Origin of the sequence: Sporomusa termitida, from assembly GCF_007641255.1 — a bacterium.
Classification (GTDB): domain Bacteria; phylum Bacillota; class Negativicutes; order Sporomusales; family Sporomusaceae; genus Sporomusa; species Sporomusa termitida.
Genome location: NZ_CP036259.1, coordinates 2104954 through 2128035, shown reverse-complemented (window position 1 = coordinate 2128035; position 23082 = coordinate 2104954). Strand labels below are relative to the sequence as shown.

At 47.0% G+C, this 23082-nt stretch carries 26 protein-coding genes and 1 riboswitch; of the genes, 23 read left to right on the top strand and 3 right to left on the bottom strand.

The genetic code is table 11. The features are described 5' to 3' along the window. Positions 1-12: 12 nt before the first annotated feature. Positions 13-570, top strand: coding sequence for a phosphodiesterase (yfcE, locus tag SPTER_RS09805; RefSeq protein ID WP_144350246.1), 558 nt, complete (start codon positions 13-15; stop codon positions 568-570). A gap of 14 nt (positions 571-584) precedes the next feature. Continuing rightward, positions 585-1454, top strand: coding sequence for an Hsp33 family molecular chaperone HslO (gene hslO, locus SPTER_RS09800; RefSeq protein ID WP_144350245.1), 870 nt, complete (start codon positions 585-587; stop codon positions 1452-1454). 117 nt (positions 1455-1571) lie between these two features. Here hslO and rpmB read toward each other — a convergent pair whose 3' ends face one another. Next, positions 1572-1763 (bottom strand): 50S ribosomal protein L28, encoded by a 192-nt coding sequence (rpmB, locus tag SPTER_RS09795; RefSeq protein WP_144350244.1) that lies wholly within the window; start codon positions 1761-1763, stop codon positions 1572-1574. Positions 1764-1956: 193 nt separating this feature from the next. Here rpmB and SPTER_RS09790 point away from each other — a divergent pair, with 193 nt between their 5' ends. From SPTER_RS09790 to SPTER_RS09775, 4 genes are all read left to right on the top strand, one after another. Then, positions 1957-2163 (top strand): DUF1858 domain-containing protein, encoded by a 207-nt coding sequence (locus SPTER_RS09790; RefSeq protein WP_144350243.1) that lies wholly within the window; start codon positions 1957-1959, stop codon positions 2161-2163. Between the two features lie 19 nt (positions 2164-2182). After that, positions 2183-4234, top strand: coding sequence for an ATP-dependent DNA helicase RecG (gene recG / locus SPTER_RS09785; protein ID WP_246105552.1), 2052 nt, complete (start codon positions 2183-2185; stop codon positions 4232-4234). A gap of 366 nt (positions 4235-4600) precedes the next feature. Continuing rightward, the gene (locus SPTER_RS09780; protein WP_144350242.1) at positions 4601-4804 is read left to right on the top strand and encodes a hypothetical protein; all 204 of its coding nucleotides are present in this window, start codon (positions 4601-4603) and stop codon (positions 4802-4804) included. A gap of 55 nt (positions 4805-4859) precedes the next feature. Continuing rightward, positions 4860-5537, top strand: coding sequence for a TVP38/TMEM64 family protein (locus SPTER_RS09775; RefSeq protein WP_144350241.1), 678 nt, complete (start codon positions 4860-4862; stop codon positions 5535-5537). 72 nt (positions 5538-5609) lie between these two features. Here SPTER_RS09775 and SPTER_RS09770 read toward each other — a convergent pair whose 3' ends face one another. Then, positions 5610-6170: a hypothetical protein gene (locus SPTER_RS09770; protein WP_144350240.1), complete on the bottom strand. Its 561-nt coding sequence runs from the start codon at positions 6168-6170 to the stop codon at positions 5610-5612. 172 nt (positions 6171-6342) lie between these two features. On the opposite strand from SPTER_RS09770, the gene SPTER_RS09765 reads away from it, so the two are divergent. From SPTER_RS09765 to guaB, 4 genes are all read left to right on the top strand, one after another. After that, complete coding sequence (locus SPTER_RS09765; protein WP_144350239.1) at positions 6343-6528, top strand: 2-hydroxymuconate tautomerase; 186 nt, start codon at positions 6343-6345, stop codon at positions 6526-6528. 69 nt (positions 6529-6597) lie between these two features. Next, entirely contained in the window at positions 6598-7095 is a 498-nt protein-coding gene (locus SPTER_RS09760; protein ID WP_144350238.1) for a hypothetical protein, read from the top strand. A 172-nt stretch (positions 7096-7267) separates the two neighbouring features. After that, positions 7268-7407: riboswitch (cyclic di-AMP (ydaO/yuaA leader) on the top strand. Positions 7408-7410: 3 nt separating this feature from the next. Further along, on the top strand, positions 7411-8046 hold the full coding sequence (locus SPTER_RS25625) for a peptidoglycan-binding protein (RefSeq protein WP_144350237.1): 636 nt from the start codon (positions 7411-7413) through the stop codon (positions 8044-8046). Between the two features lie 185 nt (positions 8047-8231). Further along, positions 8232-9686 carry an IMP dehydrogenase gene (gene guaB, locus SPTER_RS09750; protein ID WP_144350236.1) on the top strand — a complete coding sequence of 485 codons (1455 nt, stop codon included), beginning with the start codon at positions 8232-8234 and terminating at the stop codon, positions 9684-9686. 61 nt (positions 9687-9747) lie between these two features. Here the strand turns inward: guaB and SPTER_RS09745 are convergent, their stop codons facing one another. Next, positions 9748-10680 (bottom strand): polysaccharide deacetylase family protein, encoded by a 933-nt coding sequence (locus SPTER_RS09745; protein ID WP_144350235.1) that lies wholly within the window; start codon positions 10678-10680, stop codon positions 9748-9750. A 136-nt stretch (positions 10681-10816) separates the two neighbouring features. Here SPTER_RS09745 and SPTER_RS09740 point away from each other — a divergent pair, with 136 nt between their 5' ends. The 13 genes from SPTER_RS09740 to SPTER_RS09680 all read left to right on the top strand — a co-directional run bounded on the left by SPTER_RS09740 (position 10817) and on the right by SPTER_RS09680 (position 23064). Beyond that, complete coding sequence (locus SPTER_RS09740) at positions 10817-12790, top strand: transglycosylase domain-containing protein (RefSeq protein WP_144350234.1); 1974 nt, start codon at positions 10817-10819, stop codon at positions 12788-12790. Positions 12791-12845: 55 nt separating this feature from the next. Beyond that, on the top strand, positions 12846-13574 hold the full coding sequence (locus SPTER_RS09735) for a WecB/TagA/CpsF family glycosyltransferase (protein WP_425474348.1): 729 nt from the start codon (positions 12846-12848) through the stop codon (positions 13572-13574). Between the two features lie 88 nt (positions 13575-13662). After that, entirely contained in the window at positions 13663-14304 is a 642-nt protein-coding gene (locus tag SPTER_RS09730; protein ID WP_144350233.1) for a phosphatidylserine decarboxylase family protein, read from the top strand. Continuing rightward, a complete protein-coding gene (gene pssA / locus SPTER_RS09725) occupies positions 14301-14972 on the top strand; it encodes a CDP-diacylglycerol--serine O-phosphatidyltransferase (protein ID WP_144350232.1) in 672 nt (223 codons plus the stop codon). Before SPTER_RS09730 ends, pssA begins: the two co-directional genes overlap by 4 nt. 272 nt (positions 14973-15244) lie before the next feature. Beyond that, a complete protein-coding gene (locus SPTER_RS09720) occupies positions 15245-16528 on the top strand; it encodes a glycosyltransferase family 2 protein (protein WP_144350231.1) in 1284 nt (427 codons plus the stop codon). Positions 16529-16645: 117 nt separating this feature from the next. Further along, positions 16646-17023 carry a 6-carboxytetrahydropterin synthase QueD gene (gene queD, locus SPTER_RS09715; protein ID WP_144350230.1) on the top strand — a complete coding sequence of 126 codons (378 nt, stop codon included), beginning with the start codon at positions 16646-16648 and terminating at the stop codon, positions 17021-17023. A 3-nt stretch (positions 17024-17026) separates the two neighbouring features. Beyond that, positions 17027-17758, top strand: a complete 732-nt coding sequence (locus SPTER_RS09710) for a 7-carboxy-7-deazaguanine synthase QueE (RefSeq protein ID WP_144350229.1) — start codon at positions 17027-17029, stop codon at positions 17756-17758. Between the two features lie 19 nt (positions 17759-17777). Continuing rightward, positions 17778-18536 (top strand): 5'/3'-nucleotidase SurE, encoded by a 759-nt coding sequence (gene surE, locus SPTER_RS09705; protein ID WP_144350228.1) that lies wholly within the window; start codon positions 17778-17780, stop codon positions 18534-18536. 76 nt (positions 18537-18612) lie between these two features. Then, on the top strand, positions 18613-19029 hold the full coding sequence (locus SPTER_RS09700) for a TIGR04086 family membrane protein (RefSeq protein ID WP_144350227.1): 417 nt from the start codon (positions 18613-18615) through the stop codon (positions 19027-19029). 263 nt (positions 19030-19292) lie between these two features. Continuing rightward, on the top strand, positions 19293-19940 hold the full coding sequence (gene ppaX / locus SPTER_RS09695; protein ID WP_144350226.1) for a pyrophosphatase PpaX: 648 nt from the start codon (positions 19293-19295) through the stop codon (positions 19938-19940). Positions 19941-19955: 15 nt separating this feature from the next. After that, on the top strand, positions 19956-20747 hold the full coding sequence (mtnP, locus tag SPTER_RS09690; RefSeq protein ID WP_144350225.1) for an S-methyl-5'-thioadenosine phosphorylase: 792 nt from the start codon (positions 19956-19958) through the stop codon (positions 20745-20747). Between the two features lie 10 nt (positions 20748-20757). Next, positions 20758-21801, top strand: coding sequence for an S-methyl-5-thioribose-1-phosphate isomerase (gene mtnA, locus SPTER_RS09685; RefSeq protein WP_144350224.1), 1044 nt, complete (start codon positions 20758-20760; stop codon positions 21799-21801). Positions 21802-21822: 21 nt separating this feature from the next. After that, positions 21823-23064, top strand: coding sequence for an adenosylhomocysteinase (locus SPTER_RS09680; protein WP_144350223.1), 1242 nt, complete (start codon positions 21823-21825; stop codon positions 23062-23064). The last annotated feature ends 18 nt before the right edge of the window (positions 23065-23082 follow it).

The window sequence follows — 23082 nt, the reverse complement described above, 5'->3', positions numbered from 1 at the left end:
TGGAGGTTGACTATGAAAGTTGGTATAATCAGTGATACCCATGGCTGCCTGGAAACCTGGCAGCGGGTATTCTGCCGTTATTTCCATGATGCCGATTTGATTATCCACGCCGGTGATGTGCTTTACCATGGTCCGCGCAATACGATTCCGGCTGAATATAATCCTAAACAACTGGCTGAAGCTCTCAATAGCTGTCCTGTACCTATCATTACTGCCTGCGGGAACTGTGACGCCGAGGTTGACGGCCTGGTGCTCAAACTCCCCATCCAGTCACCTTACACCTATCTCATGCTAAATGGCCTGAGAATCACTGTAACCCATGGGCATAATCTGACCGAAGCAACCCGGCAGGAGCTGGCGGCGCGCTTAAAGGCCGATATTTTCATTACCGGCCATACCCATATCGCCAGCCTGGAGAAACATAACGGTGTCTTTTATCTGAATCCCGGCTCACCGGGAATGACAAAGCACCCTGACGGTTACAGCACCGTTGCCTGGATAAAGGACAGGAAGATTGAAATACTAGATATAACAACAGGCCAGCCACTTATCTCAAAAGAGCTGGCCTAGTGCCGGAGGTACCTATGCATGACCATTTAATCCGGGCTACGGCACCTGGAATCCGGGCCTTTGCCGCTGTTACTACCAAGCTGGTGGAAGAAGCACGCCGGCGTCATGACTGTTTCCCGGTGGCTACAGCGGCCCTGGGCCGGACGATGACAGGCGCACTGTTATTGGCGGCTAATTTAAAAACTGCCGAAAGCCTGACTGTTAGAATATCAGGGAATGGCCCGCTTGGCGAAATAGTGGCCGATGCGGCTCCTGACGGGTCGGTTCGCGGCTATGTCCGCAATCCCGTTGTGGATCTACCGCTACACAACGGTAAACTGGATGTCGGCCGGGCAGTAGGCAGCGGTCATATTCATATTACCCGCTTTGTGGGTCTTAAACAGCCGTTTACCGGCAGTACCGCCCTCGTGTCGGGCGAAATTGCGGAAGACATAACCCAGTATCTCACCGTATCGGAGCAAACCCCGTCCAGCGTTGCCCTGGGTGTCTTAATAGCCCCTGATACATCAACCCTGGCAGCCGGTGGCTTCTTTATCCAGGCTTTGCCGGATGCAGAAGAAGATGCGCTCATAAAACTCGAAACGAATCTGCGGCAGAACCCGTCAGTGTCACATATGGTACACAGCGGCCGGGATGCCAAAGGGATCCTGGAAACTGTTTTTGCCGGTTTACCGGTTAATTTTTATGATTCGCTGGATCTGAGGTTTAATTGTCAGTGTTCACGTGCAAGAGTGCAGAATATGCTGATCAGCCTTGGTGCTGAGGAACTAAAAGCAATGACTGCCGAAGGCCGGGCCGAGGTATGCTGTCATTTTTGCAATGAGAAATATCAGTTTAACACCACCGAACTGGCTGCTATTTTAAAACTGCTGCAAACAAAATAATAAATGAAAAAATTAAACCAGCGTTCCCAATGGCCGCTGGTTTTTGACCTATGCTGATTTTACAATAAAAAAGGACTTGCTTGTAATCAAGTCCTTCATTAACTGTGTACGGCAGGTTTATACTGCACGTTGGATTTTACCGGAACGCATACAACGTGTGCATACATTCACGCGTTTAGTTTCACCTTTAACTAATGCTTTCACTCTTTGTATATTAGGTTTCCAGGTGCGCTTGGTTTTAAGGTTGGAATGGCTGACATTGAAGCCGGAACGCTCACCTTTACCACAAATCTCACAAACATTTGCCATCTATTTCCACCTCCTGTAGGACAAATCCTCATGTACTCAACGTGACTATTTTAGCACAATTTACTTATGAAGTGCAAGGCCAAATCAAGTTTTCTCAGGATATTTTCGCAAAATCTCCGGTATTAGGTGTTCACTGGCAGGAATTGTGCGTATAATATTGAAATTAGAATAAATAAACAAAGGGGGGCTACCTATGTTCACTAGAAGCACTCCGATAATTGAAGCGCTCCGTTTACATGCTAAAGCTTGCGAGATCTTCATTAAATATGGCATGGGCTGTACTGGTTGCATGGGCTCAACAACAGAAACAATTGAAACCGGTGCTACTATGCATGAGATTGACGTTGAAGCTTTACTGGCCGAATTAAATGAATTGCTGACAGGGGCAGATAAAGTGTAAGGTGATTATTATTCAGAAATTGTGGACTGCTAAAATACAGTTTTTAAAAGGTGTCGGACCGGCTAATGCCGCGAAACTGGCGAAATTAGGTATTTTTACTGTGGGGCAGCTTCTGGAGCACTATCCGCGCCGCTACGAAGACCGGAGTAACCATAAGTTGATTGCAGAATTAACTGACGGGTTGTATGAAACGTTCCGGGCCCTTATTATTAATATCAGTGAGCTTAAATCACACCGGGGCCTGAGGATCGTAAAGATAACTGTCCGGGATCAATCCGGGGTGGCCCAGCTTACCTGGTTCAATCAGTCTTATATTAAAAATAAATATAAAACCGGTATGGAGATTATTATTTCCGGCAAAGTCCAGCGGCGCCTGCACTCTATAGAAATAAACAAACCGGACATCGAATTAGCGGCTGACTTTAATGCTGACGCCGGACAGATTATCCCTGTATACCCGGTTATGGAGAATATTCCCCAATGGCAGCTGCGTACCCTGACCCGTCAGGCGGTGGAAATATTTCATACCTTACCAGTGTCTGAGGCAGAAACTCTGCCGCAAGCCATACTTTCCGGCTACAACCTGATCAATCGCCAACAGGCCCTGACGGCCATCCACTTTCCGCGCAATAGGGAAATGCTGGCCGCAGCCCGGCGGCGGCTGGTATTTGAAGAATTATATTTGTTACAGTGTGGCCTGACATACTTAAAACAAAAAAACAAACACAAAAGCCAGGGAATCAAACATGCTCCTGATGGAAAATTAGTAACGGCAATAGAGAATAAACTGCCGTTCACATTAACCGGTGATCAACAGCAAACCCTGCAGGAGATCAAAGCTGACATGGAGGATATCACACCCATGCAGCGTCTGCTGCAGGGAGATGTTGGTTCAGGGAAAACAGTGATTGCCACAGTTGCACTGGCCAAGACGGTGGAAAATGGCTACCAGGGAGCCCTGATGGCCCCCACTGAGATTTTAGCTGAACAACATTATCATTCTCTGGCCAGATTACTTGCCCCCCATGGCATCAAGCTCGCTGTTCTCACCGGGAAACTTACCCGTAAAGCCCGTGATCAGTTGTTATGCCATATTAAAGAGGGTGGCATTGATATTGTTGTCGGCACCCATGCACTGATACAGGCTGATGTCGAGTTCAAACAGCTGGGTCTGGTTGTAACTGACGAGCAGCATCGGTTTGGTGTTCAGCAGCGGGCACAGCTGGAAGCCAAAGGGGGGCAGCCTGATGTATTAGTGATGACAGCAACTCCCATTCCCCGAACCATGGCCCTTACCGTTTATGGTGATCTTGATGTGTCAGTCATCCGCGAACTTCCACCCGGGCGCCAGCCAATTGCCACTTATGCACGGGCCAGTAACCGCCGGGACAAAGTTTATGCCTTTGCGGTGGAACAGATGAAGGCTGGCCGCCAGATTTATGTTGTCTGCCCGCTTATCGAAGAATCAGACAAGGTGGAAGCTCAGTCGGCGATAAAAATCTATGATGAATTATCGTCCACATTTTTTAAAGACTATAACTGCGGGTTACTGCATGGTAAAATGAAACCACAGGAAAAAGATGTTATCATGTCGGCTTTTGCCGGTGGTGAGATTAAGGCATTAATCGCAACAACCGTCATTGAGGTTGGTGTTAATGTACCTAATGCCACGGTTATGATTATTGAGGGTGCCGACCGGTTTGGCCTGGCCCAATTACATCAGCTGCGCGGCCGGGTTGGCAGAGGAGAGCATAAATCTTATTGTATCCTGTTATCTGACAGCACCAACCAAGAGACAGTGGAGCGGCTAAGAGTCATGACCGAGATTAATGACGGGTTCATTCTGGCCGAAAAGGATTTGATTTTGCGAGGACCGGGCCAGTTTTTTGGTACTGCCCAGCATGGCATTCCCGATTTAAAAATCGCTGATATCATCAGAGATACCGATATCTTGCTGGAAGCACGCCGTGCCGCTCAACAGACCGTTTGTACGCCTGAATACCTTAACCGGGTATGGCAGACACTGTTACACTGGTTTGGCGAAAATTTTACTATGGTATTCTGCAGATAAAGTAAGAAAAGACTTGGCTTGTGCCAAGTCCTTTAGGACGATACCCTGTAGGGTATCGGCGTTCTTATGTCCACAGAATTTATTTATAAATTCCGGTAGATAAAGAAAACACGGCTTGCGCTGAGCCTTTGGAGAAAGCGTAAGCCGATGTTGCCTTTATCCAGGGAAAGTTATATTTTCTGCCAGGACAAAAAAAGGGGCGGCCCGAAGGCCGCCAATTATGGGAGAGGAGAAAATTTACATTACTAATATTGACATTCTCAGCCGGGTTTATACATCAAAACATCGGATTAAAAAATTATTTTTTTAATTTTTTATCAACGCCGCGCGCACACTAATGAAAATCTGCTAAGGAGTGGGTGCGGTATGGTAAAAGATTATAACGAACAACAACTAAGAAATATTGCCGAAGAATGCCAGGAGTTTGAGCATATCATCACTGCTATGGGGTATGGTTATTCACTGCTTAACGTGTCGTCAGCCAGCTATGTCAGGCGTTGTGCCGACTGTATTCACTGGCTGGGGGGCTCTTGCAATATTTTCAAAAAAGAACTGTCGCAGTACGATTAACCCCAAAACAGCGCTGAGTCCACAGCGCTGTTTTTAAGAACAGGAAGGATAGGAAATGAAAAAAGCCTTTGGTTGGCTGACGGTCCTGACGATAATTAGCCTAATGTATATGTGGCAGCCGGAATTTTTTCAGCATGCGTACGGAATTATTGAGAAGGGTGACATTGCCGCTTTGGCTGAATACCTTCGCTCTTTTGGTGCCGGCGCTGTTCTTGTTACGCTCATTTTATTTGTTGTCATGACATTTACCATTGTTTTCCCGTTTATGATTCTTTCCGGGGCAGCCGGTATTGTATTCGGGTTATGGGGAGGCATCGTTATTTCCTGGGTTGGCGAAGTGATTGGCGCAATAGCCATGTTTATCTTTGCCCGGTACTTCTTTCGCACGTCGGTCGAGCGCTGGATTAAGAAAAGTTCCTATTTGAAGCAGGTAGATGACTATAGTGCTGCCAACGGCTTCAAAGCGCTATTGCTTGCCAGGCTGCTGCCCTTAGCCCCGTCAGGAATTATTACCGCCGTGGCTGCAATCAGCAGGATTTCTTGCAAAGACTTTTTACTAGCCACAGGTATCGGCAAACTGCCGCCGGTAATCATCAAGGTTTTACTTGGCCATGACCTGGTTTTTGCCGGTGAAAATAGCACACGGCTTATTCTTATTATTGCTTTGGTGGCTGCAATCTACGGTGGCATGTGGTGGCGCAAGGCGCGAAAGAAACGCCATATCCGCAAATAATTCATGTTTAAAACAAATACAACGAGCACATCTTATGCTGTGCCCGTTGCAAACTGATCATGTAAATTGATGCTAAGAATTTACAGCTTCTTGCCTGCAAGTATCGACTTGCTCAACTACCAGAGATACATGACCAACTGCGGATACTACATTCCCGACGGGAATAATGGTACCAGTAACAACGCTTAACGGCACTGTCAAATTGATATTGGTGGCGCGAACTTCGAAAGTTGAAAGCTCGTTGGAAGTACCGCATAATGAGCTGGTATCCAAGACTTGCAGGGCGGCAATACCAAAGTTGGAAGTTGTAGTATTGAAAACAGCACCAACAATAAAACCCAGTTGCCCAAGCGATTGCGTTACGCGGGCGATAGGGCCGCCGTCTTTCAGGATTTCAAATTGGACTTGAGCAGCGCCGGGGGAGCTAAGGAGATTAACAGCCGGTAATATGGGAGTAAAGGTTACGCTCCAGTTAATGACGGCTCGTACCAGGTAGGCGTCCCGGCGTGTAGGTACAGTAATTGAGCATAGGCCTACCGTGCCATTAACAGGCAGGGTAGTAGTGAAGGGCGGCGTATCAATAGCATTAATTTCGCACCCGTAAACTCTTTCAATATCTTTTAAGGTAGCCATAAAAATCCTCCTTCTTTTTTTACATGATTTAGGAAACTCTAGTTTATCGTATGCTACATCATATGAATTAGTGATAGAGAGTTTCCCAAGTCATTTAATCTCTATTCATTGAGCAGGGATTATATGTATAGATGGCGAAGATAAAAACTATAAATAACCGGGAGGGATATCTATGCCTATCGTACAAATCGACATGTTAGAAGGTCGTTCTTTGGAGCAAAAACGTGAAATGGTCAAGAAAATAACGGCAGCCATTGTGGAAACTGCTAAATGCCCGCCGGAAGCGGTAACCATTGTGTTACGCGAGGCCCCAACCCAACATATTGCCAAGGCTGGCATATTAGCAGCAGATAGATAATCAATTAGGCCATTATATTAGGAAATGGCCTAATTTCCTAATATAATAAAAAGGTGGTGACTCACTAACATGCTGCCGCTGCAATTTGCGCTTGAACTGGAAACTGCACTGAATAATCAAATTACACTACTATCAGCCAATACCGGCCCTTTACCGGCAATGGCTCTGATTAACAAATTCCAGGAAAACTTCTATGCATTACTTACTGTTGCCAGTGCCACAGATGTTAATATTGACAAATACCCGGTTGTCGAAACTACCGGGCTGCTTGGCAGTGACTCGGACTGGCAGCAGTTCACACACCGGGACAAGCCGGCGACAGATTCGGTAAACCTGCCTGCCCTTACAGCCCTCTGGTCTGTATATACCCTGTTTGACCGATCGGCCCAATATTACCAACAGGCAGCCGCCAATAGCGCCCATCCTGCGACCAGATTGTTTTTCCATTCCTTAGCCGAGACCAAAAAAATGATGCGGAGACGTTTGGCCGGTATTATTCAATCCTTACTTAATCATTATTGGGGACAGCTCGGCTTTGCACCGTTTATGTTAGGTAAAGAAGGATAGCCGGAAGGGGGGGCTGCAAACTGCAGCCTCCGTTACTTTTTCTGCAGGTCGTATTTTGAATGATTAAAAACCCAAGCATTGCCGGGGATACGCTCAAAAAACAAAGTTAATAGTTGTTATTTATTAATAAACGAACTTATATTGACTTGCTTTATAGCCAAAAATCATGTACACTATCGACAAGCCGAATTTCCTTGTTGTTATGAGGAAAATGGGGAACCCATTTTTTGGGGTGAATCCGCGTTCTGCGGTAGGGATTTCCCTTTATCCCGAACCCGTCAGCTAACCTCGTAGGCTTTAGAAAGGGGTGTTTTAATGAAAAACATCAAAAAAATTATAGGCAGTACCGGTGTGCTGGCTGTTCTGACAGTCACTCTCTGGCTGGCACCAGTCTCTGCCGCTTTAGGTGATCAGGCACTCAAACCTGGTATGGCAGGGCAGGATGTACAAGAGCTTCAGAGCCGGCTTAATGATCTAGGCTATAACCTTGCGGTTGATGGCGTATTTGGTGCAACTACCGAACAAGCGGTCCTGGCATTCCAGCAGGCTAAAAATATTGCTGCCGACGGTATTGTTGGGCAGGCTACCTTTCAATTGCTGTTGGACAAGCGGGGAACAGAGGTATCACGCGGCAGTGCACCAGAACGTTACAAATCCGTTCTGGACATCAAAGCTACGGCCTATGCCCCCGGCCCGCATGATAATGGCCAATGGGGCAACCTGACGTATATGGGCACTCAGATACGTCCAGGTGTGATTGCCGTTGACCCACGGGTAATTCCGCTGGGCTCAAGGGTATATATTCAGTTTGCTGACGGCAGCGGCATGTATGGCATAGCTGAAGATACCGGTGGTGCAATTAAAGGCAACCGTATTGACATTGCCATGGTTTCTGTAGCTAAGGCTTATGATTTTGGTGTCCAAAAGGTTAAAGTATATGTTCTTAGTTAATAGAAATGCCTGGTACAATACCAGGCATTATTTTTATTTTTTATAAAGACATGAAAAATGGTAGATTTGGTAACTTTATTTATGTTATTATATTGAGAAATACCTATTAGATGTGTTTAGTACCTTGACCGGATTTAACCTGAATTTTCAACCTGGCCAAGGCACTAGTGAAAGGAGTTTAGTCAATGTTTGACAACAAATTCGGTCCTGAAGGGTTAACTTTTGATGATGTTTTGCTGGTTCCGGCAAAATCGGAAGTACTGCCCAGGGAAGTGGAAGTAGCTACATATTTGACTAAAAATATCAAGCTTAATATTCCAGTTATCAGCTCCGGAATGGATACCGTTACCGAGGCCCGGATGGCGATTGCCATGGCGCGTGAAGGCGGCATCGGGGTAATCCATAAAAATATGCCGATCGCCCGTCAGGCCAATGAAATTGACAAAGTCAAACGGTCTGAGCATGGTATAATTGTTGACCCGATATTCTTATCGCCTAACAATACGCTGCAGGATGCTCACGAGCTTATGGAGAAATACCGGATTTCAGGGGTTCCTGTTACCACCAATAATAAGCTGGTGGGAATACTGACCAACCGCGATTTACGTTTTGAAACTGATTTAAGCCGTAAAATCTCCGACTGTATGACCAGAGAGCATCTTATCACCGCCCATGTCGGCACCTCGCTGGAAGAAGCCAAAGCCATTTTGCGCGAGCACCGGATCGAAAAACTGCCACTTCTTGATGCTGAGGGAAATTTAAAGGGTCTTATTACCATTAAAGATATTGAAAAAGCCCAAAAATATCCGAACTCTGCCAAAGACGGCAAAGGCCGCCTGCTGGTTGCGGCCGCAGTCGGGGTTGGGTCAGACATGATGGAGCGGGTAGAGGCCATTGCTGGCGCTAAGGTTGACGTAATTGTTGTAGATACTGCCCATGGCCACTCCCAGGGTGTACTGGACTCAGTGCGAAAAATTAAAGATGCCTTCCCCGCCATTGATCTGATTGCCGGTAATGTTGCCACAGCCGAGGCTACCCGTGATTTGATTGAAGCCGGCGCCGATGCAGTAAAAGTAGGTATTGGACCTGGTTCGATTTGCACTACCCGGGTCATTGCCGGTATTGGCGTACCGCAAATAACTGCCATTTATAACTGCGCCAGGGCCGCCAATGAATACAAGGTACCGGTTATTGCTGACGGCGGTATCAAGTATTCAGGCGATGTAGCCAAAGCAATTGCCGCCGGTGCCCAGATTGTAATGGTTGGCAACCTGCTGGCCGGTACAGAGGAGAGCCCGGGCGAAACTATTATTTATCAAGGCCGCAGCTACAAAGTATACCGGGGAATGGGTTCGCTGGGAGCGATGGCTGAAGGCAGCAAAGACCGCTATTTCCAGGAAAACATGGACAAGCTCGTGCCTGAAGGAATCGAAGGGCGGGTACCGTACAAAGGTTCAGTAGCTGATACCGTATTTCAACTAATAGGCGGCCTGCGGGCTGGTATGGGTTACTGCGGGGTCCGCACTATTGAAGAACTTATTACCAAAACCCAGTTTATCCGGATCACTGGCGCTGGTTTAAAAGAAAGCCACCCCCATGATATCAGCATAACCAAAGAATCGCCTAATTACAGTGTTTAACTGCAAAAATGCTTTGGACCAGGTCCAAAGCATTTTTTACATCTATCTATTGTTACCACTGTTACCACGGGGCAGGGGTCTCGAAACTGACAACCCGGAATTCGAATTGGCGGTCTTGATAAAACGTAATGATTTCAGGCAGGGCTTTTACAGTCTCATGATGGCCGCGGCCATCGTGCAGCAGCACAATAGCATGGCTCCATAAATTTTCATTTTTCATCTGGGCAACAATATTATCCACAATTCGTCCGGCTTTGGCATTAGAAGCATCGCCGGCGCTGATATTCCAGCCTATTTCAACATATCCCTGTGTGCTCAATATATCCCAGTATTCTTTGGTAAAACTACCGGCAGAACCACCTGGCGCACGGGAGATACGCGGTCGAGCACCAATGATGCTCCGTACAATCTCATCAGTATGGTGCAATTGTGCAATATAGGTGTTGGCTGACTGATACAGGTCACGGTACACATGATTATAAGAGTGATTGCCAAGTGCATGGCCTTCCTGATAAATGCGGCGTACAATCGCCGGATGCTTTTCCGCTTGATTACCCACTACAAAAAAAGTTGCCTTAATGCCGTAACGTCCTAAAATGTCAAGCACCACCGGCGTAGTTTCAGGTGCCGGACCATCATCAAAAGTAAGATACACGACTTTTTCCGCACGATAGGGGCTAACGGCCGGGACCTCCAGCCCTAATCCGCTTGACTGCCGCTCTTCCACAGTGAATACATCATAAACGGGTTTACCTGAAACCGGCATAAATTCAGGGTTTTCATTTATATAACAGGCGTCGGCAACTATATCTGGCAAGGTATATGCGACGTCAGAGCCAGGAGACGAGGTTTCCAGATAGAGAGGCGAACCAGCCACCGGCACAGGCGAGTTAGTAAAGAAGAGGAACAGCGCCGGTGGCGAGGCTACCAACAGGATAAGACACACAACGCTTAAGCTGCATAGTGCCTGAAACAGCTGTGATTTATACTTCATTTAGTCGCTCCTGTTTTGCGTAAATTGACAAACGCTGTCTAAATCTCGTATATTCTCCGTTAGATTCACTATTCCTGCATGTAAAACTTAGGCAGCTTGGAGATACTATTACTATTGCTAAGAGGAGTGTACGCCTATGACCAAAAAAATTATTATTATTACCGTTTTCGTTGTTTTATTCTCAATGTCGGCCAATATTTGTTCCGCATTTTTGGGCTTGCCGGGGACAGATAGTCTAAATAACCTTAATTTGGTTGCAGCAACTCAGGTGTTTGATATAAACGGTCAGCTGATTTCGAAATTATTTGAGGAAAACCGGATTGTAATAACAATTAACAATATGTCCCCCTATATCCAGCAGGCGATCATAGCCAATGAAGACACCCGGTTTTACAATCATTTCGGTATTGATCCGATCGGAATAATTCGTGCCGTAGTAGTAAATATTCGTCAAGGCAGTGTCGTTGAAGGGGGAAGTACGATAACCCAGCAGCTGGCAAAAAATATGTTTCTTACCCAGGAACGAACATTATTCCGCAAAATAAAAGAGGCATTGCTGGCCTTAATTATTGAACGGAAATTCTCTAAACAGGAAATCCTGCAGGCTTATTTAAATCAGATATACTTTGGCGAAGGGGCTTATGGCGTGGAAGCAGCTGCGCAAATGTATTTTGGCAAACATGCGAAGGAGCTGTCGTTATCGGAAAGTGCTTTGCTGGCCGGCTTGCCGCGCGGCCCTAATATCTATTCTCCCTATATCGACATAAAGGCTGCAACAGAGCGGCGGGCAGTTGTACTGGCCGGGATGGTTAAAGAAGGCTATATAACGGCCCAGGAAGCCGAACAGGCTAAAACTGAACCAATTGCCCTTGCCGGCAAAAAAAAGCGGGTGGTGCAAGCCTCCTATTTTCTTGACTATGTGGCTAATGAACTGGTTGGACGCTATGGCGCCAATAGAGTATATAAAGGCGGCCTTAAAGTATATACCACTTTAGACATCAAGCAGCAGCAGGCAGCCGAGGCAGCCTTGGGCGAGCTGCAGGGAGCTGTACTTGCTCTTGATCCCAGGAACGGTTATGTCAAAGCGATGGTAGGCGGCCGTAACTACGAAGAAAGCCAGATCAATCGCGTATTTGTTGAAGTTCGCCAGCCCGGTTCCGCCTTTAAGCCTTTCTTATACGCAACTGCCCTTAATCAGGGTCTGGCCGCCAATGCCATTATTGTCGATGAACCCATAAACATTAATGGCTACGCACCGGTTAACTATGATAAAAAGCATCGTGGTCCTGTTACTATGAAAAAAGCGTTGCGCTGGTCAGTCAACGTGGCTGCTGTTAAACTTGGGCAACAGGTAGGAATTGACCAGGCGTTAACGCTTGCCAAATCCCTGGGGATAACAACATTAACAGACGAAGATAACAATCTGGCTTCCGCTTTGGGCGGCCTGACCCAGGGCACTAATTTGTGGGAATTGACAACAGCCTATAGTGCTTTTGCCAATGGCGGCATATTATCCAGGCCGGTGTCGATCCTTAAAGTGCTTGATGAAAATAACCAGGTGCTGGAAGAAGGCAGGATCATTCAACAAGCGGTGCTTACGCCGGAAACAGCCTATATCTTAACAGATATGCTCCAGGGAGTACTCCAGGACGGTACAGCAACACCGGCTAATCTTGGACGTCCCGCCGCCGGCAAGACAGGTACCACCGATAATTACGAAACAGCCTGGTTTATCGGCTATACGCCGGATATATTAGTAGGTATTTATGTGGGTAATGATAACCGTAAGCCAGTAGGCATTTCCGGTACTGAGGTTTCGGCCTTATGGGGCAAAATGGTTGCCAAAATCGTAGCCAATACGCCGCCCACTGATTTTCCGCTTCCGGCTAATGTTATTGCCGGTATTCCGATTTGTGCCAATACGGGCAAGCTGGCTGAAAGCGGCTGCAAAGAGACCGAATACAGTGCTTTTATCCAGGGAACCCAGCCGTTGCCTGAGACCCGTTCTAAATCATGGCAGATGCCGGGAACGCAAGAGCAGCAACCCAATCAGCAGCAACGCAGGCAGCCGTTCTGGAAATGGCCATGGTCGCGATTGCCGTCATTTTAAAGTTGTGGTACAATGTGCTAGGATAGTAAACAAAGTTTAAGGAGTTAAATTCTCAGTGAGTACTAAAGCAACTGTCTTAAACATTGCGATTGATATTGTAACCATGCCGGAGGCGGTAGCCAGGCTTGAACAGTTTATTGCCGGCAAGAACCCCCATATGATCGCTACCGCTAATGCGGAAATGGTTATACTGGCACAAGAAGACCAGGAATTGGCGGCCATCCTCAATCAATGTGCTCTGGTAGTACCAGACGGCGCCGGTGTTGTATGGGCAGCACGGCATCAAGGATATACTATGCCAGAACGGGTCGCAGGTTATGACCTCTCACAAAACCTGCTGGCCCATGCTGCCAGGCAAGGGTATCGTGTGTTTTTGTTTGGCAGCCGGCCGGACATTGTTGAAAAGGCAAAAAAAGTTGCGGTCGAGCGTTATCCGGGCCTTGGTATCGTCGGTATAAGAGATGGTTTTTTTACGCCCCAGGATGAACCGGAAATTATTGAAGCTATTAAAACGGCCAAACCAGATATTCTATTAGCAGCCTTAGGGGTTCCCAGGCAGGAAAAATGGCTGGCAAAAAATTTATCCAGCCTGAATGTTCCTGTATGCATGGGCGTAGGCGGAACTTTTGATGTAATGGCCGGTACTGTGAAACGTGCCCCGGCCTGGATGCAGCGCTGTGGCCTGGAATGGCTGTTCCGCTTAATCCGGCAGCCACAGCGTATCATCAGGATGATAGCTTTACCCCGTTTTGCCCTTAAGGTTATGTTCGACAAAAAATGTTAGACAAAGTAAACCAACTATATTATACTGATATACTGAACTTGCTTTTTGGTTAGTACTTAATAGGAGGTTTTCTCAGGGAGGTGGATAGATGGTAAAAACTCCTGTTGTTAAAGAAGGATATATTTATATTGCACTACTTGGCCTAATCACTGTTATTGCTGGCTTAACCCTTGGCTTGTATTGGGCGATTATCCCTGGTATATTAACGGCTTTTGTTACCTTCTTTTTCCGCAATCCCAAACGTGATGTTCCGCTAGACAACAATTTGATCGTATCGCCTGCCGACGGTAAAGTAATGGGCGTCAGCGAGGTGTACGACGATCTGTTTCTTAATGAACAGAGTCTTAAGGTGACAATTTTTCTCTCTGTATTTGACGTGCATGTCAATCGCAGTCCGATTAACGGTGAGATTAAATTCCAGCAATATACCTGCGGTAGATTTAAGCCTGCCTATAAAGAGGCCGCCGCCTGTGAGAATGAACGTCACGCTATTGGTTTAGAAAACAGCCGGATGCGGGTTTTAGTTACGCAAATCGCCGGTATCCTGGCACGACGCATTGTATCCTGGGTCACCCTGGGCAGTGTCCTGCAGCAGGGTGAACGCTACGGACTGATCAAATTCGGGTCGTGTACCGAACTTATTGTACCGACAACAGTTGACATACTTGTAAAAAAGGGGGACAGAGTTAAAGGCGGAATTACCGTAATAGGGAGGTTAAAGGAACAGTGAGAAATGCTATTCCTAATATATTAACAGCAGTCAACATCGTGTTAGGCATGTTTGCCATTATCTTTACCTTTCAGGGTGAATTTACCGCAGCAGCGTTATTTATTATAGCGGCGCTGGTTGCAGACGGCCTTGACGGCCGGGTGGCCCGCTACTTTGGTGTAAGCAGTGATTTTGGTAAAGAACTTGATTCCTTGTGCGATCTGGTATCCTTTGGCGTAGCCCCTGCTATTTTAGCCTACGCCTTTATGCTCAAAGATTTTGGCACAGCCGGTTACATAATTGCCGCTGCTTTCGCAACCTGTGGGGCGCTGCGCTTAGCCAGATTTAATGTGAATACAGGCAGTGTCAAAGGTTATTTTATGGGTCTGCCCATTCCTACGGCCGGCTGTGTTGTGGCAACTTTTGTCATGGTGGGCCTGAAGCCTGCCGGTTGGATATTTCCTTTAATGGTAGCTATTTTTGCGTATCTGATGGTAAGTACAATCAGATACCCTGATTTTAAAGGAAAGGGCGGCGAGCCCCTGCGGTTAGTGCCGGCGGTAATAGCGGTCGCTGTAGGCATATATATTTTGACCTTAACCCTTAATGCAGTATTATTTGTGCCGTTTTTTGTTTATTCCTTATTCGGCATTTTGAATACTTTATTTGGTGTGTTTGCTCGTCACTGATCACTTAATTTATTCCTGGGCGTTAACAAGCAGGAAAAATAAACATGTAAACGAAACATATGCATATTATTTATTAGAAAAACTAGATTTGTGCCAAGTCCTCCGGATGCCGGCAGAAACGCCTGTGCCCTTTAAGGGTAAAGATTTTCTTCCTTAGACACAGAGCAGAAAGTTAACCTTTTAACAAGATCAAAGCAGGTTTGAGGAAAACCGCTCAATAGGTCCTATTGGGATCATGTTGCCTGATAGGATTTAACAAGGGAGAATCGTCCATGAATTACATTTTTGATTACATAATGATCCCCATGCAGCTTATTATTGTATTTTTCACGTTGTACTATTTTATCATCGCCTTTTTTGGAATCTGGAAAAGGCATGAGGATAAAATAACCACGCCCAAGAATACCTTTGCTGTTATAGTTGCAGCCCATAATGAGGAACAAGTAATCGGGCAGCTGGTGGAAAACCTGCATGTGCTCAATTATCCGCAAGAGCTGTATGACATTTATGTTGTAGCCGACAATTGCAAAGACAGCACCGCCCAGATCGCCAGAAACGCCGGGGCTCTGGTGTATGAGCGGTTCAACCTGGAGCAGCGGGGTAAAGGCTATGCCATGGAATGGATGTTTGAGAAGCTGTTTGCACTAAAAAAACAATATGATGCGGTAGTGGTTTTTGATGCTGATAATCTCGTTGATCCTAATTTTTTAAGTGAAATGAACAACCGTCTCTGCAAGGGAGAAAAAGTTATTCAGGGTTACCTGAATGCCAAAAACCCCAATGATACCTGGATAGCCGCAACTTTTGCCATTTCTTTCTGGGTTGTCAACCATATTTGGCATCTGGCCAAGTATAATCTTGGCCTATCAAGTGTTCTCGGCGGTACCGGGATGTGTATTTCCGCCGATATCCTGAAAAAGTTTGGCTGGGGAGCTACCTGTCTTACAGAAGATATGGAGTTTACCATGAAAACACTGTTAATTGGCATTCGTACTACCTGGGCCCATGACGCTATCGTGTATGATGAAAAGCCACTTACTTTCATGCAATCCTGTAAGCAGCGCAAACGCTGGGCACAGGGACATTTTGATGTAGCCGGGAGATATATCCCTAAGCTGCTGGCTGAGGGAATAAGGCGGCGGGACATAAGAATTTTGGATGGTGTCCTGCATCTGGTCCAGCCACATTTTTTAATCTTGTCAACAACATTCGTCATTTTGAGCTATGTGTACCATATTGTTCCTTTCTATACGAATATACTCTATATGGTTTTACCCATTGAAGTATGGCGGATTATTTTTATTGGCCAATATGTTTTTCCAATTTTAATACTGGCAAAAATCCGAGCCAACTGGAAGACCTGGTTCTACTTACTTCTTTATCCGCTGTTTGTCTATAGCTGGATACCCATTACTTTCCTGGGATTTCTGCACCGGAATGACCGGAACTGGAGCCACACTGAACATACCCGCAGTATAAGCTATCGCGATATGCTGCTAAATAATTCGGACGAGTTTACCAAGGAAAACCTCTTAAGTAAGCAGGCCATCAAATAAAGGTGAGTTCACGCTCATCTTTTTTTGTATATAGTAAGATTGCCTGCCACCTAATGCTGCTGCAAGTATATTTCTGTCACAGCTGATTAAACCTATTATTCGAGGAGGTATTTTACCATGTATGATTTGACCATTATTGCGGAATTTGAGGCTGCCCATCAGCTGCCTGATTACCCCGGCAAATGCTGCCGGTTACACGGTCATAACTGGAAAGTGGAGGTGACAGTCTACGGTCACGAACTTAACCAGCTCGGGATGGTTATGGATTTTAAGGAGCTTAAAGCCGAGGTTGGCAAAGTGATCGATAACCTTGATCACTACTTCCTCAACGACCTGCCGGAATTTGAATCAGTCCCCCCGACGGCAGAGCATATTGCAAAATATATTTACGACACGCTGGCCGCTAACCCTGCCTTTCAGCATAGTATTAAGGTTCGCAGTGTCCAAATATGGGAATCACCGCGTTCAGCTGTCAAATACTGGCCGCAGGGGTAAGCCATGGCCAATATTATCGAACTTTTTTCTTCGATTCAGGGAGAAGGTTTATATGTCGGGACACGCCAGATATTTGTCCGCTTTGCCGGTTGCAATTTAGCTTGTGATTATTGCGACACCCCTGCTTCCCGCACCCTCTGCGGTCACGCACTGGTTGAGACTGTTCCCGGCCAGAGGATTTTTGAAAAAATAACGAACCCGGTGCCGATTGCGGATCTTGCCCGGCGAATTAATTCGTTCTTAACCGTTAGACACCATTCCATCAGTTTGACCGGCGGCGAGCCCTTGGGGCAAGCAGAGAGCATTATCCGGCTGGCCCCCCAGCTTAACAGCCCGATATATCTTGAAACCAACGGCACTTTGGTGGAAAAACTGGCACTGGTACTGCCATATATACATATTATCAGTATGGATCTAAAACTACCCAGCGTTACCGGCAATTCATACTGGCAGCAACATTATGAGTTTTTACGTCTGGCAACAGCTAAAGATAAAGAGGTTTTTGTCAAGCTGGTTATCACCGGCCAAACCGGCGAGCATGAGTTTAAACAAGCGATTGATCTGGTTGCCGCAGTCCGCACCAGCATTCCGTTCATCCTGCAACCGGTTACTCCGTGTAATGCCTCTACAGCCGTTACACCGGATATCATGCTGGCTTACCAGGCTGAAGCGCTTAAACAGCTTGAAAACGTTAGGGTAATTCCCCAGACCCATAAATTTATGGGTCAATTATAGTTGATGGGAGGAACTGTGCTTGCATATACTGTTAACCAATGATGACGGCATCAATGCTCCAGGAATAAAGGCGCTATGGCTGGAATTATCCCAGATTGCCAGAATTACAGTAGTCGCCCCCGACAGCGAAAAAAGCGCATCAAGCCAGGCAATTACTGTACATCATCCAATATGGGTTGATACCCACTGCATTGATACCCCGGCAATATGCGCCTGGCGGGTTGGCGGCACACCAACCGACTGTGTCAAAGTTGCCTTAGAGGCTCTGCTTACAGATGACAGGCCGGATATCATTGTGTCGGGAATCAATCACGGTTCAAATTTAGGTACTGATATACTCTATTCAGGTACAGTCAGTGCCGCAATTGAAGGCGCATTACATGGACTGCCGGCGATAGCCATGTCGCTGGACAGCTGGCAACCGTTTGATTTCATGCCGGCAGCTAAAATGGCCCGGAAAATCGTGGAGAAAATGGTTACTAAATGTTTACCGCCTAATACTTTGCTTAATGTCAATGTACCGGCACTGAAGGAAGAGCAGTTTAAAGGCATTGCGGTCACCAAGCTTGGTGTTCGCAGCTATGAGAACACCTTTGAACGGCGGCAGGATCCCCGCGGACGCATCTATTATTGGATGAGCGGCAAGGTATCAGAAAGTGAGAATGACCCGGATACTGATATTATCGCTGTCAAAAACGGTCGGGTATCAATTACGCCAATACATTTTGATCTGACCAATTATGGCATAATAAAGGCAATGGAGACCTGGGAGTTATAAAGTTATCGTTGAGTCCGGCATATTTGGCTGTCCATTTGCATAATTTACAGTAAAAGACTGTTCAGGAGGGAGTACTATGGCCAAAGTTTCCAGACGGACAAGAAACTACCCGCAAACTCCGCGTATTACCAATATACCTCTGGCTATTTTTAAAGGAGTTGCCGTTAGCATAGGTGTATCGCTTGTTTGTGCCCTACTCCTTTCTTTGATTAGCCTGATATCCGAAAATAGATTTATTGATACCTATATCGAATATATTATGGTCGCGGTAACAACCACCAGCATTTTTGTCGGCAGCATCTATGCCGCCAGGCAGGTAGCGGCCAAAGGCTTGATTATCGGTGGTGCTGTCGGCATAATCTATGTACTGTTCTCGGTAGGTATCGGGTTAGAATTGGGTCAGGAACAAATATCCTGGCTGATGCTGAGTAATAAATTTGCCGCCGGCAGCCTGGCTGGAGCGCTGGGTGGTTTTATTGGCGTAAATTTGTAATTTTTAGTAATGAATTGCAGGGATTCGGCCAATAAGCTTGAATTTCTATACTAAGGAATCAAAGTGAAACCCGCCGGAGAACCATTAAGTTAATTTATTTTGTATTCCAATGGCAGCATCTGTGAAAATCAAACACCATATGAATTCCGGCTCATTATCTAATAAGCTGGCAGAGACTATTTGTCTGCCAATAACCTGAGCAAAAACAGGGGCCTGAAACTCAGGCTCCTGTTTTGGTTACATTAAGCTTGCAGGAGGCAACATTGAAAATTAAGGGAATTTTATTTGATCTGGATGGTACATTGATTGATACGTCCAACCTGATTGTCCGCTCTTTTCAACACACCTTTGCGCAGCATTACGGGCAGCCGCTTACGCCCCCGGAAATCTATGCTTTCTTTGGCAAGCCGCTCAAAGATGCCATGGAGTATTATGGCCCTGATAAGGTTGAAGCTTTAATTACCACCTACCGAGAATTCAATCTGGCCCACCACGATCAGCTGACAACCGGCTTTGCCGGCATTGCTGAAGCCATTCACAAACTATACAATGCGGGCTTACTAATGGCGATTGTGACTTCAAAAACTAAAGCCACGGCCATCCGCGGACTGCGCCTGTTTGACATGGCCAAATATTTCTCTGTTGTCATCGGCCACGAGGAATGCCGCCGGCATAAACCTGATCCTGAGCCTGTACAACTGGCGCTGGCACACATTAAGCAGGCACCAGCCGAGTGCCTGATGGTCGGGGATAGTCCTTTTGATTTGGCCAGTGCGCGCGCCGCCGGGGTAAAAACAGCGGCAGTCCGCTGGACCCGCCTCGATTGGCAAGACCTGTTAGCTGAAAAGCCTGATTATGTACTTAACACTATGGAAGACTTGCTTGATATTTGCGGCATAAATAATGAATAGGCAGGGGGATACATTATGAAAATTGCCATCATTGGCGGAACAGGCGTATATGATCCACGCATCTTAGATAACATCCGTGATCAGGAGATTGCCACCCCTTATGGCGTAGTGCGCTTTAAGAGCGGTGAATATGCCGGTAAAGAGGTTGCATTTATTCCGCGTCATGGCAGCAGCCATTCTATCCCGCCGCATTTAATTAATTACCGGGCCAATATCTGGGCGATAAAGAAACTGGGCGTACAAAATATTATAGCAACAACCGCGGTGGGCTCGCTTAACCTGGCTATGAAACCCGGGGATTTTGTGCTCATTGACCAGTTTCTTGATTTTGTTAAAAATAGGACAACCACGTTTTACGAAGGTGGCGAACGCGGCGTAGTCCATGTTGATGTAACAACTCCTTACTGTCCGACAGTGCGCAATGTATTAACCGCTGCGGCCGCAAACCTTACTCTTTCCCTGCATCAGCAGGGGACCTATGTATGTACTGAAGGCCCACGGTTTGAAACCCCGGCCGAAATCAAGATGTTCGCTAAATTGGGCGGCGATGTGGTAGGTATGACCAATGTCCCTGAAGTCGTTTTAGCCCGCGAGGCTGAGATTTGCTATGCTACTGTTTCCATGGTCACTAACTTTGCGGCCGGTATATCCCCTCAGCCGTTAACCCATCATGAGGTGCTGGAAACCATGCAGGGAAATGCCGAAAATATCAAACAGCTGATTATGGCGGCAATATCCCGTATGGATACCGGTACTGACTGCAGCTGCAAGCATGCTTTAGCCGAATATGGCGGCTTTAGGTTATAGGGGGTAAGTCATGAGGTCTGTCGTTTGGTCCAATAATTGTTTAACCCTGTTAAATCAAACCCTGTTACCCAACAAAGTTGAATACATCGAATGTAATGACTGGCAACGCGCGGCCGAAGCGATCAGGCGGCTGGAGGTCCGCGGCGCTCCGGCCATTGGCGCAGCGGCAGCATTTGCCCTGGTACTGGGAGCCCGGGAACTTACCGGTCTTGAGTTTTGCAAATTCAAGCATAAGCTGGCAGCGACGGCTGAAGCACTGCGGCAAACGAGACCAACAGCCATAAATTTGTTCTGGGCGATTGACCGCATGCTGGGTGTTGTCAACCGCTTGCCGCCAAACACCGCTGCAGATACTGCGATTGCCGCCCTGGAACAGGAGGCAATCGCTATTGCCCAGGAAGACCGGACTGTCAACGAGAAAATGGCGGCCCATGGCGCCGGCCTATTTACAACCCCCACAACTGTACTTACCCATTGCAATGCCGGTGCCTTAGCCACTGTCGCGCTCGGTACAGCGCTGGGAGTTATCCGTAAGGCCTGGTCTCAGGGAAATATTACCGGCGTTTTCGCCGATGAAACCCGGCCGTTGCTGCAGGGTGCCAGGCTGACAGCCTGGGAGCTGATGCAGGATGGCATTCCCGTCACTTTAATTACTGATAATATGGCCGGCTGGGTAATGAAAAATAAAATGGTACAAGCCGTGCTTGTTGGTGCCGACCGAATTGCCTTAAATGGTGATGTTGCCAATAAAATCGGGACTTACAGTGTGGCAATCCTGGCCAAAGAACATGGAATCCCGTTCTATGTGGCTGCCCCGGTCTCCACGTTTGACTTTACCATAAACAGCGGGACCGATATTCCCATAGAAGAACGGTGTGCCACTGAGGTTACTTCCTTAGGGGGCAACTGTGTGGCCCCGGCCGGAGTACAGGTATTTAATCCGGCTTTTGATGTCACACCCCACACGCTGATTTCGGCGATTATCACTGAATACGGGTTACTACAGGCTCCCTATCAGGAGTCCATTAAGCAATTAGCAGCATTGCGAAAGTAATGGAAGGAGATTACAACAATTATGGATTCTATTGTGCGTGATATAACCCTGGCCCCGCAGGGGCTGGATAAAATCAACTGGGTTAAAGAGTTTATGCCGGTGCTTAATGTTTTGAACGAGGAACTGTCCCAGACGAAGCCGTTAGCCGGCAAAAATCTGGTAATCACTATGCATCTGGAGGCCAAAACTGCTTATTTGGCTATTGTCCTCAAAAATGCCGGGGCTAATGTGACGGTAACCGGCAGCAACCCGCTGTCAACCCAGGACGATGTGGCTGCCGCGCTGGCTTCCCAGGGTGTTAGGGTCTTTGCCTGGTATAATACTACCGCCGCCGAGTATGAAAATTTTTTACATAAAGCGCTTGATACCAAACCTGATATTATTGTTGACGATGGTGGGGATTTGGTCTCTTTATTACATGGTGAACGGAGCGATTTAGCGGCCAATATCCTCGGCGGTTCGGAAGAAACAACAACCGGTGTTCTCCGGTTGCGGGCCCTGGCTGAATCGGGGCGGCTAAAATTTCCGATGATTGCGGTCAATGATGCCTATTGCAAATACTTGTTTGACAACCGTTACGGCACCGGCCAGTCCACCTGGGATGGGATTATGAGAACCACCAATCTTACAGTTACCGGCAAAACAGTTGTCGTTGCCGGTTATGGCTGGTGTGGTAAAGGCGTGGCCATGCGGGCCAAAGGGCTGGGAGCAAACGTAATCGTTACCGAAATTGATCCGATTAAGGCCATTGAAGCTGTTTTTGACGGCTTTACCGTATTGCCGATGCAGCAGGCTGCGGCCTGTGGCGACATGTTTGTAACCCTGACCGGCTGCAAAGATGTCATCCGCCGTGAGCACATGACAAGCATGAAGCCAGGCGCAATTATGGCCAACGCCGGCCACTTCGATGTTGAAATTAACAAAGAAGACTTGTCAGCATTAGCTGTCAGCTGCCGTACAGTGCGGAAAAATATTGAAGAATTTGTTATGAAGGACGGCCGCAAGCTATATCTGCTGGCCGAAGGGCGCTTGGTTAACCTGGCCGCCGGCGACGGGCATCCCACCGAGATTATGGATTTATCCTTTGCCATGCAGACGCTGGCAGTACTCCATATTGCCGGCCAGCATGCGGAATTGGCCAACCAGGTGTATACAGTAACACCCGAGATGGACCAAAGAGTTGCCGGCCTCAAGCTAAAAGCAATGGGCTTTAGCATTGACCAGCTTACCCCCGAACAATATGAATATCTCCATAAAGCTTAGCCAACAGATACATGAAAG

Bases quoted from the DNA above. Each gene is read 5' to 3' on its own strand.
- SPTER_RS09745 (WP_144350235.1), bottom strand. From the start codon at position 10,680: ATGAAGTATAAATCACAGCTGTTTCAGGCACTATGCAGCTTAAGCGTT.
- SPTER_RS25625 (WP_144350237.1), top strand. From the start codon at position 7,411: ATGAAAAACATCAAAAAAATTATAGGCAGTACCGGTGTGCTGGCTGTT.
- SPTER_RS09770 (WP_144350240.1), bottom strand. From the start codon at position 6,170: ATGGCTACCTTAAAAGATATTGAAAGAGTTTACGGGTGCGAAATTAAT.
- SPTER_RS09780 (WP_144350242.1), top strand. From the start codon at position 4,601: ATGGTAAAAGATTATAACGAACAACAACTAAGAAATATTGCCGAAGAA.
- SPTER_RS09740 (WP_144350234.1), top strand. From the start codon at position 10,817: ATGACCAAAAAAATTATTATTATTACCGTTTTCGTTGTTTTATTCTCA.
- SPTER_RS09760 (WP_144350238.1), top strand. From the start codon at position 6,598: ATGCTGCCGCTGCAATTTGCGCTTGAACTGGAAACTGCACTGAATAAT.
- SPTER_RS09775 (WP_144350241.1), top strand. From the start codon at position 4,860: ATGAAAAAAGCCTTTGGTTGGCTGACGGTCCTGACGATAATTAGCCTA.
- SPTER_RS09680 (WP_144350223.1), top strand. From the start codon at position 21,823: ATGGATTCTATTGTGCGTGATATAACCCTGGCCCCGCAGGGGCTGGAT.
- SPTER_RS09730 (WP_144350233.1), top strand. From the start codon at position 13,663: ATGGTAAAAACTCCTGTTGTTAAAGAAGGATATATTTATATTGCACTA.
- guaB (WP_144350236.1), top strand. From the start codon at position 8,232: ATGTTTGACAACAAATTCGGTCCTGAAGGGTTAACTTTTGATGATGTT.
- SPTER_RS09720 (WP_144350231.1), top strand. From the start codon at position 15,245: ATGAATTACATTTTTGATTACATAATGATCCCCATGCAGCTTATTATT.
- mtnA (WP_144350224.1), top strand. From the start codon at position 20,758: ATGAGGTCTGTCGTTTGGTCCAATAATTGTTTAACCCTGTTAAATCAA.
- queD (WP_144350230.1), top strand. From the start codon at position 16,646: ATGTATGATTTGACCATTATTGCGGAATTTGAGGCTGCCCATCAGCTG.
- SPTER_RS09710 (WP_144350229.1), top strand. From the start codon at position 17,027: ATGGCCAATATTATCGAACTTTTTTCTTCGATTCAGGGAGAAGGTTTA.
- SPTER_RS09700 (WP_144350227.1), top strand. From the start codon at position 18,613: ATGGCCAAAGTTTCCAGACGGACAAGAAACTACCCGCAAACTCCGCGT.
- rpmB (WP_144350244.1), bottom strand. From the start codon at position 1,763: ATGGCAAATGTTTGTGAGATTTGTGGTAAAGGTGAGCGTTCCGGCTTC.
- yfcE (WP_144350246.1), top strand. From the start codon at position 13: ATGAAAGTTGGTATAATCAGTGATACCCATGGCTGCCTGGAAACCTGG.
- SPTER_RS09765 (WP_144350239.1), top strand. From the start codon at position 6,343: ATGCCTATCGTACAAATCGACATGTTAGAAGGTCGTTCTTTGGAGCAA.
- SPTER_RS09790 (WP_144350243.1), top strand. From the start codon at position 1,957: ATGTTCACTAGAAGCACTCCGATAATTGAAGCGCTCCGTTTACATGCT.
- hslO (WP_144350245.1), top strand. From the start codon at position 585: ATGCATGACCATTTAATCCGGGCTACGGCACCTGGAATCCGGGCCTTT.
- mtnP (WP_144350225.1), top strand. From the start codon at position 19,956: ATGAAAATTGCCATCATTGGCGGAACAGGCGTATATGATCCACGCATC.